A 16803-nucleotide genomic window follows, 5' to 3' on the forward strand; every position below is an offset into this window, starting at 1 on the left:
TAATTCATTGGACGTATGTTTCTTAGCGGCAGATGCTTGATGTCATGAACACTTACAGCAGCAAAGAACAGCAGATTTCAACCACCGTCCTAGTTATCGGGACCGGCGGTTCGGGGCTCCGGGCGGCCATCGAACTCGCCGAACTCGGCGTAGATGTACTGGCCGTAGGAAAGCGTCCGCGTCACGATGCGCACACCTCGTTGGCGGCCGGTGGAATCAACGCGGCCCTGGGCACCATGGATGAAGAGGACAGCTGGCAGCAACACGCTGCAGACACCATCAAGGAAAGCTATTTCCTCGCCGATCCGCGCACCGTGCAGACCGTGGCCCAGGGAGCGCAACGCGGAATCGAAGATCTCGAACGGTACGGGATGAATTTTGCCCGGGAACAAGACGGCCGCATTTCCCAGCGCTTCTTCGGAGCGCACAAGTTCCGCCGCACCGCATTTGCAGGGGACTACACCGGCCTGGAAATCCAACGCACGCTGATTCGACGTGCCGACCAACTGCAGATCCCAATCCTCGACAGCGTGTATATCACCCGATTGCTCGTCAAGGACAATCAAATCTTCGGCGCCTACGGCTTCGATGTGAACAACGGAACCCGGTATCTGATCCATGCCGACTCGGTCATCCTGGCCGCCGGTGGGCACAACCGCATCTGGCGGCGCAGCTCGTCGCGACGTGACGAAAACACCGGGGATTCGTTCCGCTTGGCTGTCGAAGCCGGCGCCCGCCTCCGCGACCCGGAACTCGTGCAATTCCACCCCTCGGGAATTATCGAACCCGAATCTGCTGCAGGAACCCTGATCTCCGAAGCGGCGCGCGGGGAGGGCGGAATTTTGCGCAACCAGCTCGGTGAACGCTTCATGAAGAACTACGATCCGGAACGCATGGAGCTTTCTACCCGTGACCGAGTTGCACTCGCGGCCTATACCGAGATCCGCGAAGGACGCGGAACGGAGAAGGGCGGGGTCTGGCTCGATGTTTCGCACCTGCCGCGCCAGCTGATCATGGAGCGGCTGCCCAGGGTGTACCAGACGATGCTCGAAGAGCAGATGCTGGACATTACCCGCGAACCCATCGAGATCGCACCGACCGCTCACTATTCGATGGGCGGGGTCTGGGTGGACCCCTATGATCATTCAACCGAAGTCACCGGACTCTATGCGATAGGCGAGGCCTCAAGCGGACTGCACGGTGCAAACCGATTAGGCGGCAACTCGCTGATCGAGCTCTTGGTTTTCGGGCGAATCGTCGGACAGGCGGCAGCCGCGTATGCCAGGGCACTGGAATCCCAGCCTCGATCCGCAGAAGCTACCGCGGAGGCTAGGCGCGACATCGAGGACCTCTTGGCCGCAGATGGCGTGGAGAACGTCCGTGCATTGCAGCGCGCCATCCGCGATGTGATGACCGAGCACGCCGGAGTGGTGCGAGACGAGCAAGGATTGCTTGCCGGCCTTGCGAAACTCGACGAGATCGAAAAGCGCATGGCGAATGTCGGAATTCATCCCGACATCGCGGGGTTCCAAGACCTATCCCATGCCTTTGATCTGAAATCTTCGGCGCTGGCCGCCCGGGCCACCCTGGAAGCCGCCTTGGAACGCCGCGAAACCAGGGGCTGCCACAACCGCAGCGACTTCCCAGCCATGGATCCCGGCTTGCAGGTGAATCTCGTTTGGTCGCCTAAGACCGGGATCACCCGAGAAGCCATCGTGGAAGTGCCAGCAGAAATAGCGGCATTGATCCAAGAGGTCTCCAGCGCCGGCAAGCTCGTCGAATAATTTTCACGCCCAGGCAGGGGACCGGAAAACGCCTGGTATATGGTTCGCCGGTTTCCTGCGCTCTGGCCTGGCGCATCCGCTCAGCCACAATCCATCCAGTGCGTGGACGGTTCTTTGGCGTGGGAGCTTTTTGGACGCAAAGCCTGTCGCGATCAAATTTTAGTGGCTGGTTAAGCGAGAAAGTCCCGCCTGGGGAACTAGCTCCGTTCGCCAGTTCCCCAGGCGGGACCATCCGCAGTGTGTTTAGCGCTCTCGCTGCACGCGTTTTTCGTCCCACACGGGAGTATCGGACTCGTAGACCTTGCCATCTGAGCCAAAGACCAGGAAGCGGTCAAACGATTTCGCAAACCAGCGGTCGTGCGTCACGGCGAGCACGGTGCCTTCAAAGGAATCGATCGCATGCTCGAGCGCTTCGCCGGAATGCAGGTCGAGGTTATCCGTCGGCTCATCTAGCAACAGCAGGGTCGCTCCGGATAGCTGCAGGAGCAGGATCTGGAATCGGGCTTGTTGGCCGCCGGACAGCGACTCGAACTTCTGCTCTGATTGGCCAGCCAGACCGTAGCCATCCAATGCGCCGGCGGCAGCCTCACGGCCTAGCCCCGAACGGTGCTCGTCACCGCGGTGCAGAATCTCCAGCAAGGTGCGGCCGAAGAGGTCGGGGCGGGTGTGGGTCTGGGCAAAGTAGCCAGGGCGAATCCGAGCGCCGAGCTTTACCGTTCCCTCATGAGGTACTTCGGCGAGCTGCACATCGGAAACCGGCTCGTGCTCCCGTTCGGGATCGGTGCCGCCGGCGGCCAGCAGCCGCAGGAAGTGGGATTTGCCCGAGCCGTTGGAACCGAGCACGCCTACTCGGTCACCAAACCAGATCTCGTTGCTGAAGGGCTTCATAAGTCCGGTAAGTTCGAGCTTTTCGGCTACGACCGCGCGCTTGGCGGTGCGTCCACCCTTCAAGCGCATCTTCACGTTTTGCTCTAGCGGAATCGCCTGGGGCGGGCCGGCCTCCAAGAACTTATCCAAGCGTGTCTGTGCCGCGTGATACCGGTTAGCCATATCCGAACGGAATGCCGCCTTGGTCTTATACATGATGACCAATTCCTTGAGCTTGGAATGTTCTTCATCCCAGCGCTTGCGCAGTTCCTCGAAGCGTTCGTTGCGTTCCTTGCGGGCCTGCACATAGGAGCCGAACGAACCACCGTGGATCCACGCGGTGGCTCCACCATGGCCGGGCTCCAGCGTGACGATGCGCGTGGCCGCGTTGTTGAGCAACTCGCGGTCGTGGCTGATGAATAGCACGGTCTTCGGGGAGCGCTCCATCATTGCTTCAAGCCAGCGCTTACCCGGTACGTCTAGATAGTTATCGGGCTCATCCAAGAGCAGCAGGTCGTCGTTGCCTTCGAAAAGCGCTTCCAATACGAGTCGCTTCTGCTCGCCGCCGGACAAGGTGCGCGCTTGGCGGTCCTGGGCGCGATCAAACGGGATGCCCAGCGCGGCCATGCAGACCTTGTCCCAAGTGGTTTCCAGCTCGTAGCCGCCGGCGTCACCCCACTCGATAATCGCTTCGGCGTAGCGCATGTGGACCTTTTCATCCTCGCTGACCAGCATCTTCGCTTCGCACGCTGCAACCTTGGCGGCTGCAGCAACGACGGACGGGGCGGCGGTGGAAAGCAAAAGATCCTTCACTGTCGATTCGTCGCGGACCTGGCCCACGAACTGGCGCATAATGCCCATCGAGCCCGAGCGATTAATCGCGCCCTCGTCGGCTTTGAGATCACCGGAGATGATCTTGATCAGGGTGGTTTTGCCGGTGCCGTTCGGCCCGATTAATGCGGTTTTGGAGCCGGCGGTCACTTTGAAGGTGACTCCGCCCAGCAACTGGGTGCCGTCGGAAAGGAAGTATTGGATGTCGGAAACGTCGATATGTGCCACCAGCCCATCCTAACCGCGATTGCTTTCCCGGCTGCTATGAGGAACTTGCGCATGCCGGTCTGTGGCATGCGCGCGAGGAGTGCCTAGTCGTACTTGTAGAACCCTTCGCCCGTGGCAGTGCCGAGTTTTCCGTGCTCGAGGTAGTTGGTTTTGAGCAGTTCTGCGAATTTTTGGCTGGTTTCATCACCGGAACGTGAAATGTTGTACGCGGTGTTCAGCCCGACGATGTCGTAAATTTCAAAGGGGCCCTTGGGCGCTCCGGTGCCCAGTTTCCACGTCTGGTCAATGGTTGCTGCGTCAGCGACGCCATTTACGAGCAGATGGCTCGCAGACTGCAGCAAAGGTACGAGCAGCGAATTGAGCACGTATCCCGGCTGTTCCTTCAGCACCCGAATCGGGACCATCCCGGTGCGTTCGGCGAAGTTCACCACCGCTTCGTAGGCTTCGGCGCTGGTCGACGCGGTGCCCATGACTTCGCCGGTATTGTTTTGCCAAACTCGGTTGGCGTAGTGCAACGCGAGGAAGCGATCGGGCCGGCCGGTGAATCCTGCAATAGCTGAAGGAAGCAACGTCGAGGAGTTGGTGGCGAATACGGTGCGAGCCGGGGCTGATTGCGCTAGCTTCCGGTAGGTATCCTGCTTGATTTCCAGACTTTCGGGCACCGCTTCGATCACCAGGTCCGCATCTTCGACAGCCTCGGCCAATTCACTGCTCAACCGAATGGAATCGCGTGCTGCTTGAGCTTTCGTGTTGTCGCCGGCGTCAAAGTAGTCCGCGTAAACCGGGACTAATTTATCCAGCCTGGCGGCGGCGGCTTCGAGGGCAGCGTCATCGATGTCGTAGCCGACAACGGGCAGACCATGGTAGGCGGTTTGGAAGATGATCTGGGAACCAAGTACGCCGGTACCTAAGACTGTGGTGTTGTTCAGGATCATGAGCTCGTCCGTACTTGATTTCCTTGTGAATTTATAAGCCGCGCAGGTACACCGAGATGCCTGCACCCACATTCACTCACATTTAGTTGAGTATATTCAACTAAATGTGAGTGAAGGAACTAGCCACAACTTGTTCAACTCCCGTTGCCCGGAATTCACCTCGCGGCCGGATTGATTTGCCAATCTTAAGAGGGAATTTATGGGAAACATCAAGCTTGATGGGGATAGGGAACGTGAACCGAGTCGCAAAGAAATCTGCAGGCATTCTCGCCGCAGCCATAGTGGTGGGCGCAGTAGGCGCTGCGCCATTGACTACGGCGGGGGTCGCAACCGCCGATACCGGGAGCTACTTTGAACGCACCGCGACATACCCGGTGTATCAGAACGACCCAGACGGGGCCGCAGCCGAAACTGCCTCCGAAATCTCGACCGTTTCCGAAGATGGCAAAACCCTGATCTACTCTGACGCGCTCGCCCGCCAGGTGGGATTCGTGGATATCAGCGACCCCGCCGCACCGAAGGGTTTGGGAACGCTCCCGCTGCACCAGCTCGGTAGCCCAGAAGACGAACCAACTAGCGTTGCCGCCTATGGCGAGTACGTTTTTGTTGTAGTCAACACCTCGGAAAGCTACTCGAACCCTTCGGGACGGGTAGACGTTGTGCGCATTGCTGACCGTACGCTGGTCCACAGCATCGAATTGACCGGACAGCCGGACTCCATCGCGATCTCCGAAGACGGAGCCTACGCGGCGATCGCCATCGAAAACGAACGTGACGAAGACGCCGGAGACGGCGGGCTGCCGCAGGCGCCCGCCGGTGCTATCGAGATCCTGGATCTCGTGGGCGAAAACCCCGAAGCCTGGAGCGTTCGCGAGGTGCCGCTGACCACGGGGACGCGCGAAGCCCCGATTGCGCTTCCGATGCTTAGCGACGCTGGATTCGACACCCCACAGGATCCGGAGCCCGAGTACGTCACCATCAATGCCAAAAACCAATTGGCGGTAACCCTCCAAGAAAACAACGGCGTAGTCCTCATCGACCTGCCCAGCGGTGACATTACCGGCGCCTTCAGCGCAGGCAGCGTTGACCTGGAAAACATAGACATCGAAGAAGACGGGAAACTGGATCCCACCGGCTCGCTGAAAGACGTTCCGCGCGAACCGGACGCGATCGGCTGGATCCAAGATCGCTACCTCGCCACCGCCAACGAAGGGGACTGGAAAGGTGGCAGCCGAGGCTTCACCATTTTCGATTCCGAAACCGGCGAAGTTGCTTGGGATGCAGGAAACACCTTCGAACGCTTGGCGCTCTCCCAGGGGCTGTTCCCGGAGAAGCGCGCTGGCAAGAAGGGGGTGGAACCCGAGGGGTTGGCGATCGACAGCTTCAACGGCGTCGACTACGCCTTCGTCGCCTCGGAACGAGGCAACTTCGTCGCGGTGTACGAACTTAGCGATCCAACCAATCCGGAATATCTGCAGACCCTGCCAACCACCAACGGGCCGGAAGGCATCCTTCCGATCCCAGGCCGGAACTTGCTGGCCGTGGCCTCGGAAACAGATGAGGCAGACAAGGGCGTACGATCGTCGATTACGCTATTCTCCTTCGGTGCAACCGAAGCGCAATTCCCCGCGTTGGCATCCAGCATCGAGAACCTGGTGCCGTTCGGAGCGTTGAGCGGGTTGAGCGACAATCCCGAATATTCGGAGAAACTTTACGCGGTCAGCGACAACGCCTATGAACCACGCATTTACTCCATCGACACCGCGCAGGAGCCCGCGCTGATCGAGAGCTCCATGGCGGTGACCAAGGACGGTGGCCCCGCCGAATTCGATCTGGAAGGCATCGCGGCCCGTGCTGAGGGAGGGTTCTGGGCTGCGCATGAAGGCGAGGAAGGCGCAGAAAACGCGTTGCTGCGCATTGATGAAGCCGGTGCCGTCACCGAGGAAGTGCCGTTGCCTGCGGAAGTCGTCGCGGAACTAGGCGGACAGGGGCTCGAAGGTGTCAGTGTGCGTGGTGAAGGCGCAGAAGAAGAAGTCATCTTCACCCTGCAGCGTGAAGTGCCAGGCGAAGACTTCGTCCGCATCGGCAAATATGTTCCTGGCTCTGCCGAATTCACCTGGTATGGCTACCAGCTTGAGCCCGCCGGTGACGATGGATCGTGGAATGGGCTTTCGGAAATCACCGAGCTTCCGGACGGATCGTTCGCCGTCATCGAGCGCGACAAGCGCAACGGTGAGAATGCCCAACTCAAGGCCCTGTATAAGTTTGAGCTTCCAGAAGGTGTGGCTGGTGAGGTCACCATGCTGGAAAAGGAACTAGCAGTTGACGTGCTTCCGGTGCTTGAAGCGACCAATGGCTGGACCCAGGAGAAGCTCGAAGGCCTGGCCATCGCCGGTAGCGGTGATGCGTATATCGTCACCGATAATGATGCGGTGGATGATGCCAGCGGTGAGACGGTGTTCGCTAATTTGGGCACGGCCGCAGAGGTCTTTGGGATAGGCGAGCGCCCCGTTGAGTCGCAGGCTCCGGATGAGACCAATGCACCGGACGAGTCGGCATCGCCGGAGGCTTCGCCCACGGCCGAGCCTTCCCAGCACCCAGAAGTGAATGAAACCCCGAACGAAGAAACCACGGAACCCAAGCAGGAACAAAGCTCCGAACCGACCACAGAACCCTCTGAGGGGGAGTCTGAGCAGCGCAAAATCGATAGGCTCGCCGACACCGGGGTAAACAGTCTCTGGCTGCTTCCGGTCGGCCTAGTTGCCGCAGGATTAGGACTCGCGGCCGCAATCAAGAACTCGCGTGCTCGTCGATAGTTCTTGAAAAACCAGCGGTAGTCATTGCAAGGCATCGGGTCTGCTTGGAGATATTTCCGAGCAGGCTCGAAATCTTGTTCAGGGCAGCTCGGCTCGGTAGGCGAGGCGCGGAGAAACCTTGACTTTCCATCATGGAAAGACAAGACTTTCCTTAATGGAAAGTAGGGTGTGATGGACAGCGGAAAGCATGTGGCGGGCAACTATGAGCCGCGCGAAGCACTGGCCGAAATAGAGGATGCTTCGGAGGCGATGGTAGGTGCTACGGAGGCGCCGCGTAAAATCATGTATGCCATGCTGGCTTTCGTGGCAACGATCTGTGCATTGGCGAACTACGTGTCATGGCCGGTCTTCTGTGCGCTGCTTCTGCTGATCATTCCTCTGGGTTTCTGGTATGTCCTGCTGATGCGCAAGCGGCCCAAGGCGCGTCCGATTCTCAGGCATTCAGGCCGCTACATGGGCTATGTTCTTCTTTTTATGTTGACCTTGCAGGTCGCTAGCTTCTGGGAACCTGGGTCCTGGGGCGAGGTGGGCCTGAAATGGCTGGCGCTATTTGGTGTTCTGTGTTTGTGCATGACCGGTATGCGCACGGCAACGATCAAGAATCGGCTCAAAGACGCGAATGAGCGCGATGTCTAATCACGGGGAGTTCAATGACCTAATTCATGCCCCAATCCGTCTGCGCATCTGCGCCAGCTTGGCTCCACTCAAATATGCCGAGTTTGCTCAACTGCGTGATTCGTTGGGAATTGCCGATTCGGTACTGAGCAAGCATTTGAAGCAGCTCTCCGAGGCCGGATTTATCGACGTGGAAAAATTCTCGAAGGGTGGGCGAAGCCATATGCGGCTAATGCTCACTCCCAACGGGCGGCAGGCTTATGTCCGCCATGTCGCAGCGCTTCGGGCGCTAACGGAAGGTAGCTACTAGTCTTTGGGCGCCCGCGTGGCGGGGCTGCCGACTTGAGGCCAGGAGGCGCGTTGGCATCACGCTATTGCTTCACGAACGTGGAGCTTGAAACGTTTTCTCATCTTGCCTCAGGTGAGCCGAGCCGTAACGTGTTTTGGCTCCGGCCGGGATTGGGCATTCTGAAAGCCGATTCGGCCGTTTGCCAACGATCCTGAGGTTTGGGACTAGCCGTGATCAGAATATTGGCGTTTTCGCTAGATAGCGGCAAGCAGCCGCTGGTAGCGCAGCCAATTGCTTTTGCTCCACGCACGCGAAAACCGTGGCTCCGAAACTTTCAGAACCACGGTCTTAGACGCTGACTAGCTTGAATGCGAGAGATTAGTGAGCGGCGCTCTTCTTCGTGCTGGAGACAACGACGGCGATAATCGCCGCAACGACTGCTCCGACCAGCAACAGCTTGCCGCTCTTGCAGGACTTCTTTGGCGCGCCCAGCTTCTGCTGCGCGGTCTTCACCGCGTTCTCAACGGATGAACGGGTGCGCTGCGCGGCCTTCGAATTGCCACTGACGCTTTCGATCAGGTTGGCGCCCGCGTTGCCGATAGCTTCACCGTTCACTCCGGAGATTGCGTTATTCCACGTCTCGCGAAGATCCTTCGGGATTTCTGCCTTGGCTGACTTAGCCAACTTGTTCAGCGATTTCTCGACTTCTTTGAAAGTCTTGGCAGTCTTTGACATTTTTACCCTACTCTCGTTGAGGATCCCGTGGTTTGTTACTTTTTGGTAACTCGGGCCACTCAATCTACCCTAGCCAGCCCGAAGATAACTCTCAATAGTGGAGGGTTTAGCTCATTGCGAACTCACAGCGTACGCGAGGCTGGTCTTGAGTTCTCGCAACCAAACTGGGCATCCAGCGTATCTGAAGATTGCGGTGCAGCGTGTTGAGCCGGTCGGCCCCGGGAGCAAAGCCAACGCGCGCCTTGGAATGCAACGCAGTTTGGTGCATCCCCGGCCAGGAAGCCACTCAATGAGCCGTCCCCATGCGGTTTGCGAGATTCCTCCAGCAAGCAGCCCGACGGCCACCCGTATAGTCGTTCTGCGCCAAGTCAAGGACAAAGGATAGAGTGGGTGCGTGACTGAGCAGACTACCAAAGCAAACCATTGGGTCCGAGCCGCGATCGCCCTACTTGACGCAGATGCGAACCGCAGTGCCGACACCCACCTCCATGTCTTTCCGCTGCCAAAGCAGTGGGGAATCGACCTGTACTTGAAGGACGAATCGGTGCATCCCACCGGATCGCTCAAGCACCGTTTGGCTCGCTCATTGCTGCTCTACGGTTTGGTCAATGGCAAAATCGGTGAGCACACCACTCTTGTGGAGGCCTCTAGCGGCTCCACCGCGGTATCCGAAGCGTATTTCGCCCGCATGCTCGGCCTGCCTTTCATTGCTGTAGTACCCCGGACTACCAGCAGGGAGAAAATTGAACTCATCGAGTTCTATGGCGGACGCTGCCACCTCGTCGATGCCGCCGGCGAAGTGGATCTTGCGGCCCGGCAGCTCGCCGAGGAATCCGACGGATATTACCTGGATCAGTTCACCTACGCCGAACGAGCCACCGACTGGCGCGGGAACAACAACATTGCCGAATCCGTGTTCTCGCAGCTTTCGGCCGAACGCCACCCGATTCCTTCATGGATCGTGGTCGGCGCCGGCACCGGCGGCACCTCGGCGACTTTTGGCAGATACGTGCGTTACCGCCAGCATGACACCCAAGTTGCCGTGGCCGATCCGGAAAACTCATCCTTCTACGAGGGGTGGCGTACCGGAAATATGCAGTACTCCACCGGGCTCGGGTCGCGGATCGAGGGGATTGGCCGGCCCAGCGTCGAGCCGTCCTTCGTGCCCGGGGTCATCGACCAGATGATCCAGGTGCCCGATGCGGGCTCGCTGGCTGCCATGTACCTGCTGCGGGCGCACACCCGGCACTGGACCGGAGGGTCGACGGGAACCAACCTCTACGCGGTCTTCCAGATCATTGCAGGCATGCTCGAACGCGGGGAAAAGGGAAGCATCGTGACGCTCATTTGCGACTCCGGCGAGCGCTACGCCAACACCTATTACAACCAGCAGTGGCTGGACGCCCAAGGTTTGGACCTCGCACCGCACCGCGCGAAGCTTGAAGGATTCCTGGACTCCGGACGGTTCGAAGGCTAATCGGCGTCCGGGCGCAGCACCGGCATCAGGCCCAAGGTCTTCTTGCGTTGATGCACCGAGAAGTACTTCAGCCCGTGGACTCCGGCGACGAAGTGCCGCCTGGAACGTGCCGGAAGGTAGAGCACGTCGCCGAGCTTCAGCGAGATCGAATTCGTTTCGGTGTGCAGCGTCCCGGTGCCCTCGAACACGTGGATGAGCACGTCCAGTTCCGGGCCGCGGTGTTCGCCGATTTCCTGGCTGGGCGCCAGCGCGATGACATTCGCATCCAGGTCGCGGCTCTCCGGTTCGAGCTTCCAGATGGCACCGTCTACCGTGCTGCCTTGTTCGCCGAGCCAGGCCGTGTTCGTCATGATGCGCGGCGCCGGGGTGCTGGCGAGCTTGGTGATGATGACTTCCCAGTCTCCGCCAATCCGTTCGGTCGCCTCCCAGATATAGGTGCCGGGGAGGTTGCGTTCGAATTCCGCGTGAAGGTTCACCGGTTCATGGTCATTGAGCAGGCTCAGGTACCCGCCGGTGGGCAAGGAGTCGTAGGCCTCCATGATTTTTCCGTGGCGTTCGGGTTTCGGGATGTTCCGCGCATCGACCACGTGACTGCTTGACTGTTCCTCCACTGCAACCTCCAAGGTTTCGCTCGCCTGCCCGCTGGTTGCCTCTAGCCTAGTTGCTATGAGCCCGGGGCCGCCCGTGGCGTATTACGATGAAGCCAGATCAGCAACATCTCCGGTCAGATGCAGGAGCAATACCGTATGAACCAGGCAACCTCGGATTCAAGCGCCGCGCCCACCGCGAACACCGTGGCGCAGTTCAAGGCAAACCTCGCCTCGGTCCGCGGGCGCATCGCGGCGGCCGAACTCGCTGCCGGGCGGGCGCCGGGCAGCGTGCGACTGCTGCCGGTGACCAAAACGGTGCCCGAAGAGCGGCTGCGCCTGGCGATCGCGGCGGGCATGGACTGGCTGGGGGAGAACAAGGTGCAGGAGGCCGCGCGCAAGGCGCAGAACCTCGCCGACATTCCGGGGCTCAAATATTCGGTGATCGGCCACCTGCAATCGAATAAGGCCAAGGACGTGGCCCGCTTCGCCGACGAATTCCAGGCTTTGGACAACCTGCGCCAGGCCACCGCGCTGCAGCGTCGGCTGGAACTCGAAGACCGCACCCTGGATGTTTTCGTGCAGGTGAACACCTCGGGCGAGGAAACCAAATTCGGTTTGGACCCAGCAGCGGCCCCTGAATTCTTGCGTTCGCTGCCGGGCCTGGACCGGCTGCGGGTGAAGGGGCTGATGACCCTTGCGATCTTCTCCTCGGACCGGCAGGCGGTGCGTACCTGCTTCACCACGCTGCGGGAACTGCGCGATCGGCTGCGCGAGCAGGCGCCCGAGGGGATCGGGTTGGAAGAATTGTCCATGGGGATGAGCGGGGATTTCGAGCTGGCCATCGCCGAAGGCGCGACCGTGGTGCGGGTGGGCCAGGGGATCTTCGGTGCTCGTGCACTGCCCGATTCGCATTACTGGCCGGGCTTCGCCGGTTAGCGGTTAGCCAGCCGGCGCTTTTCTCTCGTAGGCTGAGCGTTATCAACCGGTGGAATCCGGCCCCTTGTTTGCAGGAGGAAATTAATGCCTACCGTCGCCGAACACATGATCGAACAGTTCCACACCCAGGGTGTCAAGCGCATCTACGGGGTTCCGGGAGATTCGCTGAACGGGCTGACCGATGCGCTGCGCGAAAACGGGGAGATGGAATGGATCCATCATCGCCACGAGGAGGGCGCCGCCTTCGCCGCAACCGCCGAAGCCGAACTCACCGGGGAACTGGCCGTCTGCGTCGGTTCCTGCGGGCCGGGAAACCTCCACCTGATCAATGGGCTCTACGACGCGCAACGCTCCCGGGTGCCGGTGCTGGCCATTGCCGCGCAGATCCCCACCGACGAGATCGGGTCAAACTATTTCCAGGAAACCCACCCGGTAGAAATCTTCCGCGGCTGCTCGGTCTACGCCGAACAGGTCTCGGACCCCAAGCAGTTGCCGCGGATGCTGCGCATCGCCATGCGCGAGGCGATCGAAAAGCGCGGGGTTGCGGTGCTGGTGATCTCCGGAGACGTGGCGCTCTCCCAAATGGAACGCAGCGGAACCCAAGCGATCGTCAAGACCAACCCGCGGGTGCTGCCCGATGACGCGGAGCTTGCCCGCGCCGCGCAGCTGCTTGAATCCTCGGCCAAGGTCACCATCCTGGCCGGGGCCGGCACCGCCGGGGCGCACGCGGAGGTGATGGAGCTGGCCGATCGGCTCGCCGCCCCGATCGTGCACTCGATGCGCGGCAAGGAGCATATCGAATACGAGAACCCCTTCGACGTGGGGATGACCGGGCTGCTCGGCTTCGCCTCCGGCTACCGGGCGATCGAGGAATGCGAGGTGCTGCTGATGCTCGGCACCGATTTCCCCTACCAGCAGTTCTACCCGCAGCATGCCAGCATCATCCAGGTCGATCTGCGCGGGGAACAGCTCGGCCGGCGCACCACCGTGGATGTGCCCCTGGTGGGCACGGTGAAGGACACCGCCGCGGCGCTGTCGGCGTTGCTGCCCCGGCAGGGCAAGCGCAAGCACCTGAACGACGCGCTGGAGCACTACGCGAAAACCCGCACCAAACTCGACGAGCTGGCCACCCCCTCGCGCGGCAAGGCGGCCATCCACCCGCAATACCTGGCCCGGCTGATCGACCTGGCAGCGGATCAAGACGCGATCTTCACCGCCGATGTGGGATCCCCGGTGATCTGGGCGGCCCGCTACCTGAGCATGACCGAAGACCGCCGGCTGCTCGGCTCCTTCAACCACGGCTCGATGGCCAACGCCCTCTGCCACGCCCTGGGCGCCCAGGCAATCGACCGCACGCGGCAGGTGATCGCCTTCGCCGGGGATGGCGGGCTGACGATGATGCTCGGCGAGCTGCTGACCGCCACGCAGAATAAGCTGCCGATCAAGGTGGTGGTCTTCAACAATTCCTCGCTGAACTTCGTGGAACTCGAAATGAAGGCCGCCGGCTTCGTGACCTATGCCACCGAGCTGGAGAACCCCGACTTCGGTGCGGTGGCCAACGCCGCGGGGCTCAAGGGCTTCCGGGTGGAGGACTCCGCGCAGCTCGAGGCCACGGTCAAAGAATTCCTCGCCCACGACGGGCCGGCCTTGCTGGACGTGGTCACCGACCGGCAGGAAATGTCGATGCCGCCAAGCATCAAGGTGGAGCAGGCCAAGGGCTTCGCGCTCTATGCCATCCGCACGGTGCTCTCCGGGCGCGGGGACGAATTGTTCGATCTGGCCAAGACCAATTGGCGCCAAATGTTCTAGCACCGGGATCTATGCCTATGCTTAAAGCCGGGCCCGCGTGAGCGGGGCCGGCTTTTGCAGCGAGCACCACCAAACAGAAAGAGGCGCAGGCGCTTTGATAACTTCGCAACCGGCCGCGGCCCAGGCGGCAACCACCGAGGATTTCGCCCGGAACTTGGCGAGCGTCAACCAGAAGATCGCCGCCGCTGCCGCCCGGTCCGGCCGCGAAGCCGGCGCGGTGCGCCTGTTGCCGGTCACCAAAACCATCGAGCCTGCCCGGCTGCGTCTGGCCATCGATGCCGGGGTGGACACCTTGGGGGAGAACAAGGTCCAGGAAGCGCTGGCCAAATACGAGGAATTCGCCGCCGACTACCCGGATCTGCGCTATGCGGTCATCGGACCGCTGCAGGGCAATAAGGCGAAGTTCGTGGCCCGCTTCGCCCATGAGTTCCACGCCCTGGATTCGCTGAAGCTCGCCGAAACCCTGCAGCGTCGCCTCGAAGCCGAGGACCGCAGCCTCCAGGTCTTCCTCCAGGTCAACACCTCGGGCGAAGAAACCAAATCCGGGATCGACCCCAGCCAGGCCTCCGCGCTGCTCGAAGCCATCGCCCCGTTGGACCGGCTCATCCCGCGCGGGCTGATGACCATGGCAGCGAACACCACGAACGAGTCCTCCATCCGCGCCAGCTTCGCGCTGCTGCGCACCACCGCGGCGCAGCTGCGTGCCGGAGGAGCCCCCGAAGGCTTCGACCAGCTTTCCATGGGCATGAGCGGGGACTTCGAGCTGGCCATCGAGGAAGGCGCCACCGTGGTGCGCGTGGGCCAGGGGATCTTCGGCGCCCGCCAGTACCCGCAGGCGAACGCGTGAGCGGCTTTGAGCTAGACACCCGCCCGGTCGCCGCCGTGGTGCTCAGCTCCCAGCTGGCCTACGGTTCGGTGGGCAACAACGCCATCGCCCGAATGATCGAATTGGCCGGGCATCGCACGGTGGCGGTTCCCACCGTGCTGCTCAGCAACCTGCCGCACTATCCCTCGGTGGCCGGCGGCCCCATCTCGGATCAGTGGCTTGGCGCGATTCTGGAGGACCTGCTCAACCGCGATGCGCTGCGCGATGCCAGCTATGTGGTCGTCGGCTACCTGGGGGCGGCCAGCCAGGGGCGGATCATCGCCGACTGGTTCCTCGCCGCCCGGGCTCGCTACCCGAAGCTGCGGCTGATCCTGGATACCGCCTTCGGAGATACGGACGTCGGGCTCTACGCGAGCGAGGAGGTCGCCTCCAGCTATGCCGAGCACCTGATCGAGCATGCCTGGCTGATGACGCCGAACTGCTTCGAGCTCGCGCTGCTCACCGAAACTCAGATCCACGACGAACAAGACGCGGCCAACGCGGCCTTGGACCTCATGGAGGCCGGTCCCGCGCATGTGATCGTCACCTCCGCGCCCACCGACGACGAAGATTTCATCGGCTGCCTGCTCGCGATGGACGAGGAAGAGCTCGAGCAGTTCGACACCGGCCGGATTAGCACCGAGGCCAAAGGGGCAGGGGACTGCTTCCTGGGCCAGCTCACCGGTGCGCTGCTCTCCGGCCTCGCCCTGCCCGAGGCGGTGTCCCTCGCGGTCGCCGGAACCTCCGAGGCGTTGGCCGGGGTGCACCCGGCCTTCGCGGTGCAAGCGGGCTGAAATCACTTACCCACAGTCCGCCGGCGCGCGCCTAAAATGTCGGTTCGCCGGCGGACACTGGAGCTAGGGCACATCTTGTGTCCGGGCGTCGGGCAAGACGACGCGGAACACGCCGAGGAACATCTCACATGAAGAATTTTTAAACCACATCGACCATCCTCGAGGCTGTGGACAAGTTTTGGCCGACCGCGAGAAATCGGGGTTTAAATGACCGTTAATATCCACAGCGGCTGTGGACGGCTCGGTGGATGAATGACATACTTGTAATACATCATCTTGTGGCCACTTGACCGGCCAAACACAAGATGTAGTATTGAACCCGTTGGTGAGTGAAACACCGAAAACACCCCATAGACAGCAATTTGGGGCATCCGAGAGGGTGGCCGGAAGCACCAGGAAATGGTGGAGTCCGAGCCAAAACAAGGACTTTTAAAAAGGGGAAACAGGGAAATGGCAATCACCGTTTACACGAAGCCGTCCTGCGTGCAGTGCAACGCTACATACCGCGCTTTGGACAAGCAGGGCATCGAGTACAACAAGGTAGACATCTCGCAGGATGCCGCCGCCCTGGAGCACGTCCGCGGCCTTGGCTACCAGCAGGCGCCGGTCGTTATCACCGACAACGATCACTGGTCGGGTTTCCGCCCAGACAAGATCGCTACCTTGGCCGTAGCCAACTAGTCGGCATCCGGGCCCCGCACGGGGTCCAAGGGAACTTACTCGTCGACCACCTAGCGGAGGCGAAGAAATGCCACCAGCAGCAGTTGCCGATCGACGGCAAAACGCTGAGGCTCACGAAGCCAAGGTGTACACCGATACCAACTTGATTTACTTCTCCTCGGTATCGGAGAACACCTTGCGCTTCGTAGAAAAATTGAATTTCAGTGCGGCTCGCATCCCGGTTTTTGCAACCGAACCGCAACTGATCGCAACGGCACCGTATGTATTGCTCATACCAACCTACGGCGGCGAAAGCGGGAAGCGTTCAATCCTTCCCCAGATTTTGAAATTTCTGGGTCACGAAGAGAACCGCGCAAACTTGCGTGGCGTGATTGGCGCAGGGAACACGAACTTCGGCGAGTACTACTGCATCGCGGCCAAGAAAATTGCTGCCAAATGCGACGTACCCGTTTTGTACACATTCGAACTTATGGGAACGCCGGAAGATGTTCTCAACGTCAATGAAGGGCTTGAAACCTTTTGGGCACCAGCGTCGCACAAGAAGAAGTAAC

The 16803-nt window shown here is 60.7% G+C and carries 15 protein-coding genes; 11 read left to right on the forward strand and 4 right to left on the reverse strand.

The genetic code is table 11. The annotated features are described in order from the left end of the window. The first annotated feature begins 44 nt into the window (after window positions 1-44). Complete coding sequence (locus tag ACT3UQ_RS01385; protein ID WP_105569265.1) at window positions 45-1784, forward strand: FAD-binding protein; 1740 nt, start codon at window positions 45-47, stop codon at window positions 1782-1784. A gap of 243 nt (window positions 1785-2027) precedes the next feature. Here the strand turns inward: ACT3UQ_RS01385 and ACT3UQ_RS01390 are convergent, their stop codons facing one another. Both ACT3UQ_RS01390 and ACT3UQ_RS01395 read right to left on the reverse strand, forming a co-directional pair. Continuing rightward, window positions 2028-3710, reverse strand: coding sequence for an ABC-F family ATP-binding cassette domain-containing protein (locus ACT3UQ_RS01390; protein ID WP_444636380.1), 1683 nt, complete (start codon window positions 3708-3710; stop codon window positions 2028-2030). 83 nt (window positions 3711-3793) lie between these two features. Then, on the reverse strand, window positions 3794-4645 hold the full coding sequence (locus ACT3UQ_RS01395) for a 3-hydroxyacyl-CoA dehydrogenase (protein ID WP_105552214.1): 852 nt from the start codon (window positions 4643-4645) through the stop codon (window positions 3794-3796). Window positions 4646-4878: 233 nt separating this feature from the next. On the opposite strand from ACT3UQ_RS01395, the gene ACT3UQ_RS01400 reads away from it, so the two are divergent. The 3 genes from ACT3UQ_RS01400 to ACT3UQ_RS01410 all read left to right on the forward strand — a co-directional run bounded on the left by ACT3UQ_RS01400 (window position 4879) and on the right by ACT3UQ_RS01410 (window position 8386). After that, the gene (locus ACT3UQ_RS01400; protein ID WP_444636381.1) at window positions 4879-7461 is read left to right on the forward strand and encodes an esterase-like activity of phytase family protein; all 2583 of its coding nucleotides are present in this window, start codon (window positions 4879-4881) and stop codon (window positions 7459-7461) included. 171 nt (window positions 7462-7632) lie between these two features. Further along, on the forward strand, window positions 7633-8097 hold the full coding sequence (locus tag ACT3UQ_RS01405; RefSeq protein WP_105552212.1) for a hypothetical protein: 465 nt from the start codon (window positions 7633-7635) through the stop codon (window positions 8095-8097). Further along, a complete protein-coding gene (locus ACT3UQ_RS01410) occupies window positions 8090-8386 on the forward strand; it encodes a transcriptional regulator (RefSeq protein ID WP_444636382.1) in 297 nt (98 codons plus the stop codon). The genes ACT3UQ_RS01405 and ACT3UQ_RS01410 overlap by 8 nt, the downstream gene beginning before the upstream one ends. A 357-nt stretch (window positions 8387-8743) precedes the next feature. On the opposite strand, the gene ACT3UQ_RS01415 is transcribed toward ACT3UQ_RS01410, so the two are convergent. Then, the gene (locus ACT3UQ_RS01415; protein ID WP_105552210.1) at window positions 8744-9100 is read right to left on the reverse strand and encodes a hypothetical protein; all 357 of its coding nucleotides are present in this window, start codon (window positions 9098-9100) and stop codon (window positions 8744-8746) included. A gap of 394 nt (window positions 9101-9494) precedes the next feature. Between ACT3UQ_RS01415 and ACT3UQ_RS01420 the strand changes: the two genes are divergently transcribed. Next, the gene (locus tag ACT3UQ_RS01420) at window positions 9495-10577 is read left to right on the forward strand and encodes a PLP-dependent cysteine synthase family protein (protein WP_105552209.1); all 1083 of its coding nucleotides are present in this window, start codon (window positions 9495-9497) and stop codon (window positions 10575-10577) included. On the opposite strand, the gene ACT3UQ_RS01425 is transcribed toward ACT3UQ_RS01420, so the two are convergent. Beyond that, window positions 10574-11188, reverse strand: a complete 615-nt coding sequence (locus tag ACT3UQ_RS01425) for a DUF2249 domain-containing protein (RefSeq protein ID WP_146112402.1) — start codon at window positions 11186-11188, stop codon at window positions 10574-10576. The two genes, ACT3UQ_RS01420 and ACT3UQ_RS01425, sit on opposite strands and share 4 nt — an antisense overlap. Window positions 11189-11323: 135 nt before the next feature. Between ACT3UQ_RS01425 and ACT3UQ_RS01430 the strand changes: the two genes are divergently transcribed. The 6 genes from ACT3UQ_RS01430 to nrdI all read left to right on the forward strand — a co-directional run bounded on the left by ACT3UQ_RS01430 (window position 11324) and on the right by nrdI (window position 16802). After that, window positions 11324-12103 (forward strand): YggS family pyridoxal phosphate-dependent enzyme, encoded by a 780-nt coding sequence (locus ACT3UQ_RS01430; protein ID WP_105552207.1) that lies wholly within the window; start codon window positions 11324-11326, stop codon window positions 12101-12103. Window positions 12104-12187: 84 nt separating this feature from the next. Further along, window positions 12188-13912 carry a ubiquinone-dependent pyruvate dehydrogenase gene (gene poxB / locus ACT3UQ_RS01435; protein ID WP_105649081.1) on the forward strand — a complete coding sequence of 575 codons (1725 nt, stop codon included), beginning with the start codon at window positions 12188-12190 and terminating at the stop codon, window positions 13910-13912. A gap of 94 nt (window positions 13913-14006) precedes the next feature. Continuing rightward, window positions 14007-14759 carry a YggS family pyridoxal phosphate-dependent enzyme gene (locus tag ACT3UQ_RS01440; protein WP_308727275.1) on the forward strand — a complete coding sequence of 251 codons (753 nt, stop codon included), beginning with the start codon at window positions 14007-14009 and terminating at the stop codon, window positions 14757-14759. Further along, a complete protein-coding gene (locus ACT3UQ_RS01445; RefSeq protein ID WP_105552205.1) occupies window positions 14756-15571 on the forward strand; it encodes a PfkB family carbohydrate kinase in 816 nt (271 codons plus the stop codon). The genes ACT3UQ_RS01440 and ACT3UQ_RS01445 overlap by 4 nt, the downstream gene beginning before the upstream one ends. Before the next feature lie 450 nt (window positions 15572-16021). Further along, entirely contained in the window at window positions 16022-16252 is a 231-nt protein-coding gene (gene nrdH / locus ACT3UQ_RS01450) for a glutaredoxin-like protein NrdH (RefSeq protein ID WP_096284911.1), read from the forward strand. Window positions 16253-16319: 67 nt separating this feature from the next. Continuing rightward, entirely contained in the window at window positions 16320-16802 is a 483-nt protein-coding gene (gene nrdI, locus ACT3UQ_RS01455; RefSeq protein WP_096284909.1) for a class Ib ribonucleoside-diphosphate reductase assembly flavoprotein NrdI, read from the forward strand. Window position 16803 lies beyond the last annotated feature (1 nt).

It is taken from the genome of Glutamicibacter sp. AOP12-B1-11 (assembly GCF_052379245.1).
Taxonomy (GTDB): Bacteria; Actinomycetota; Actinomycetes; order Actinomycetales; family Micrococcaceae; genus Glutamicibacter.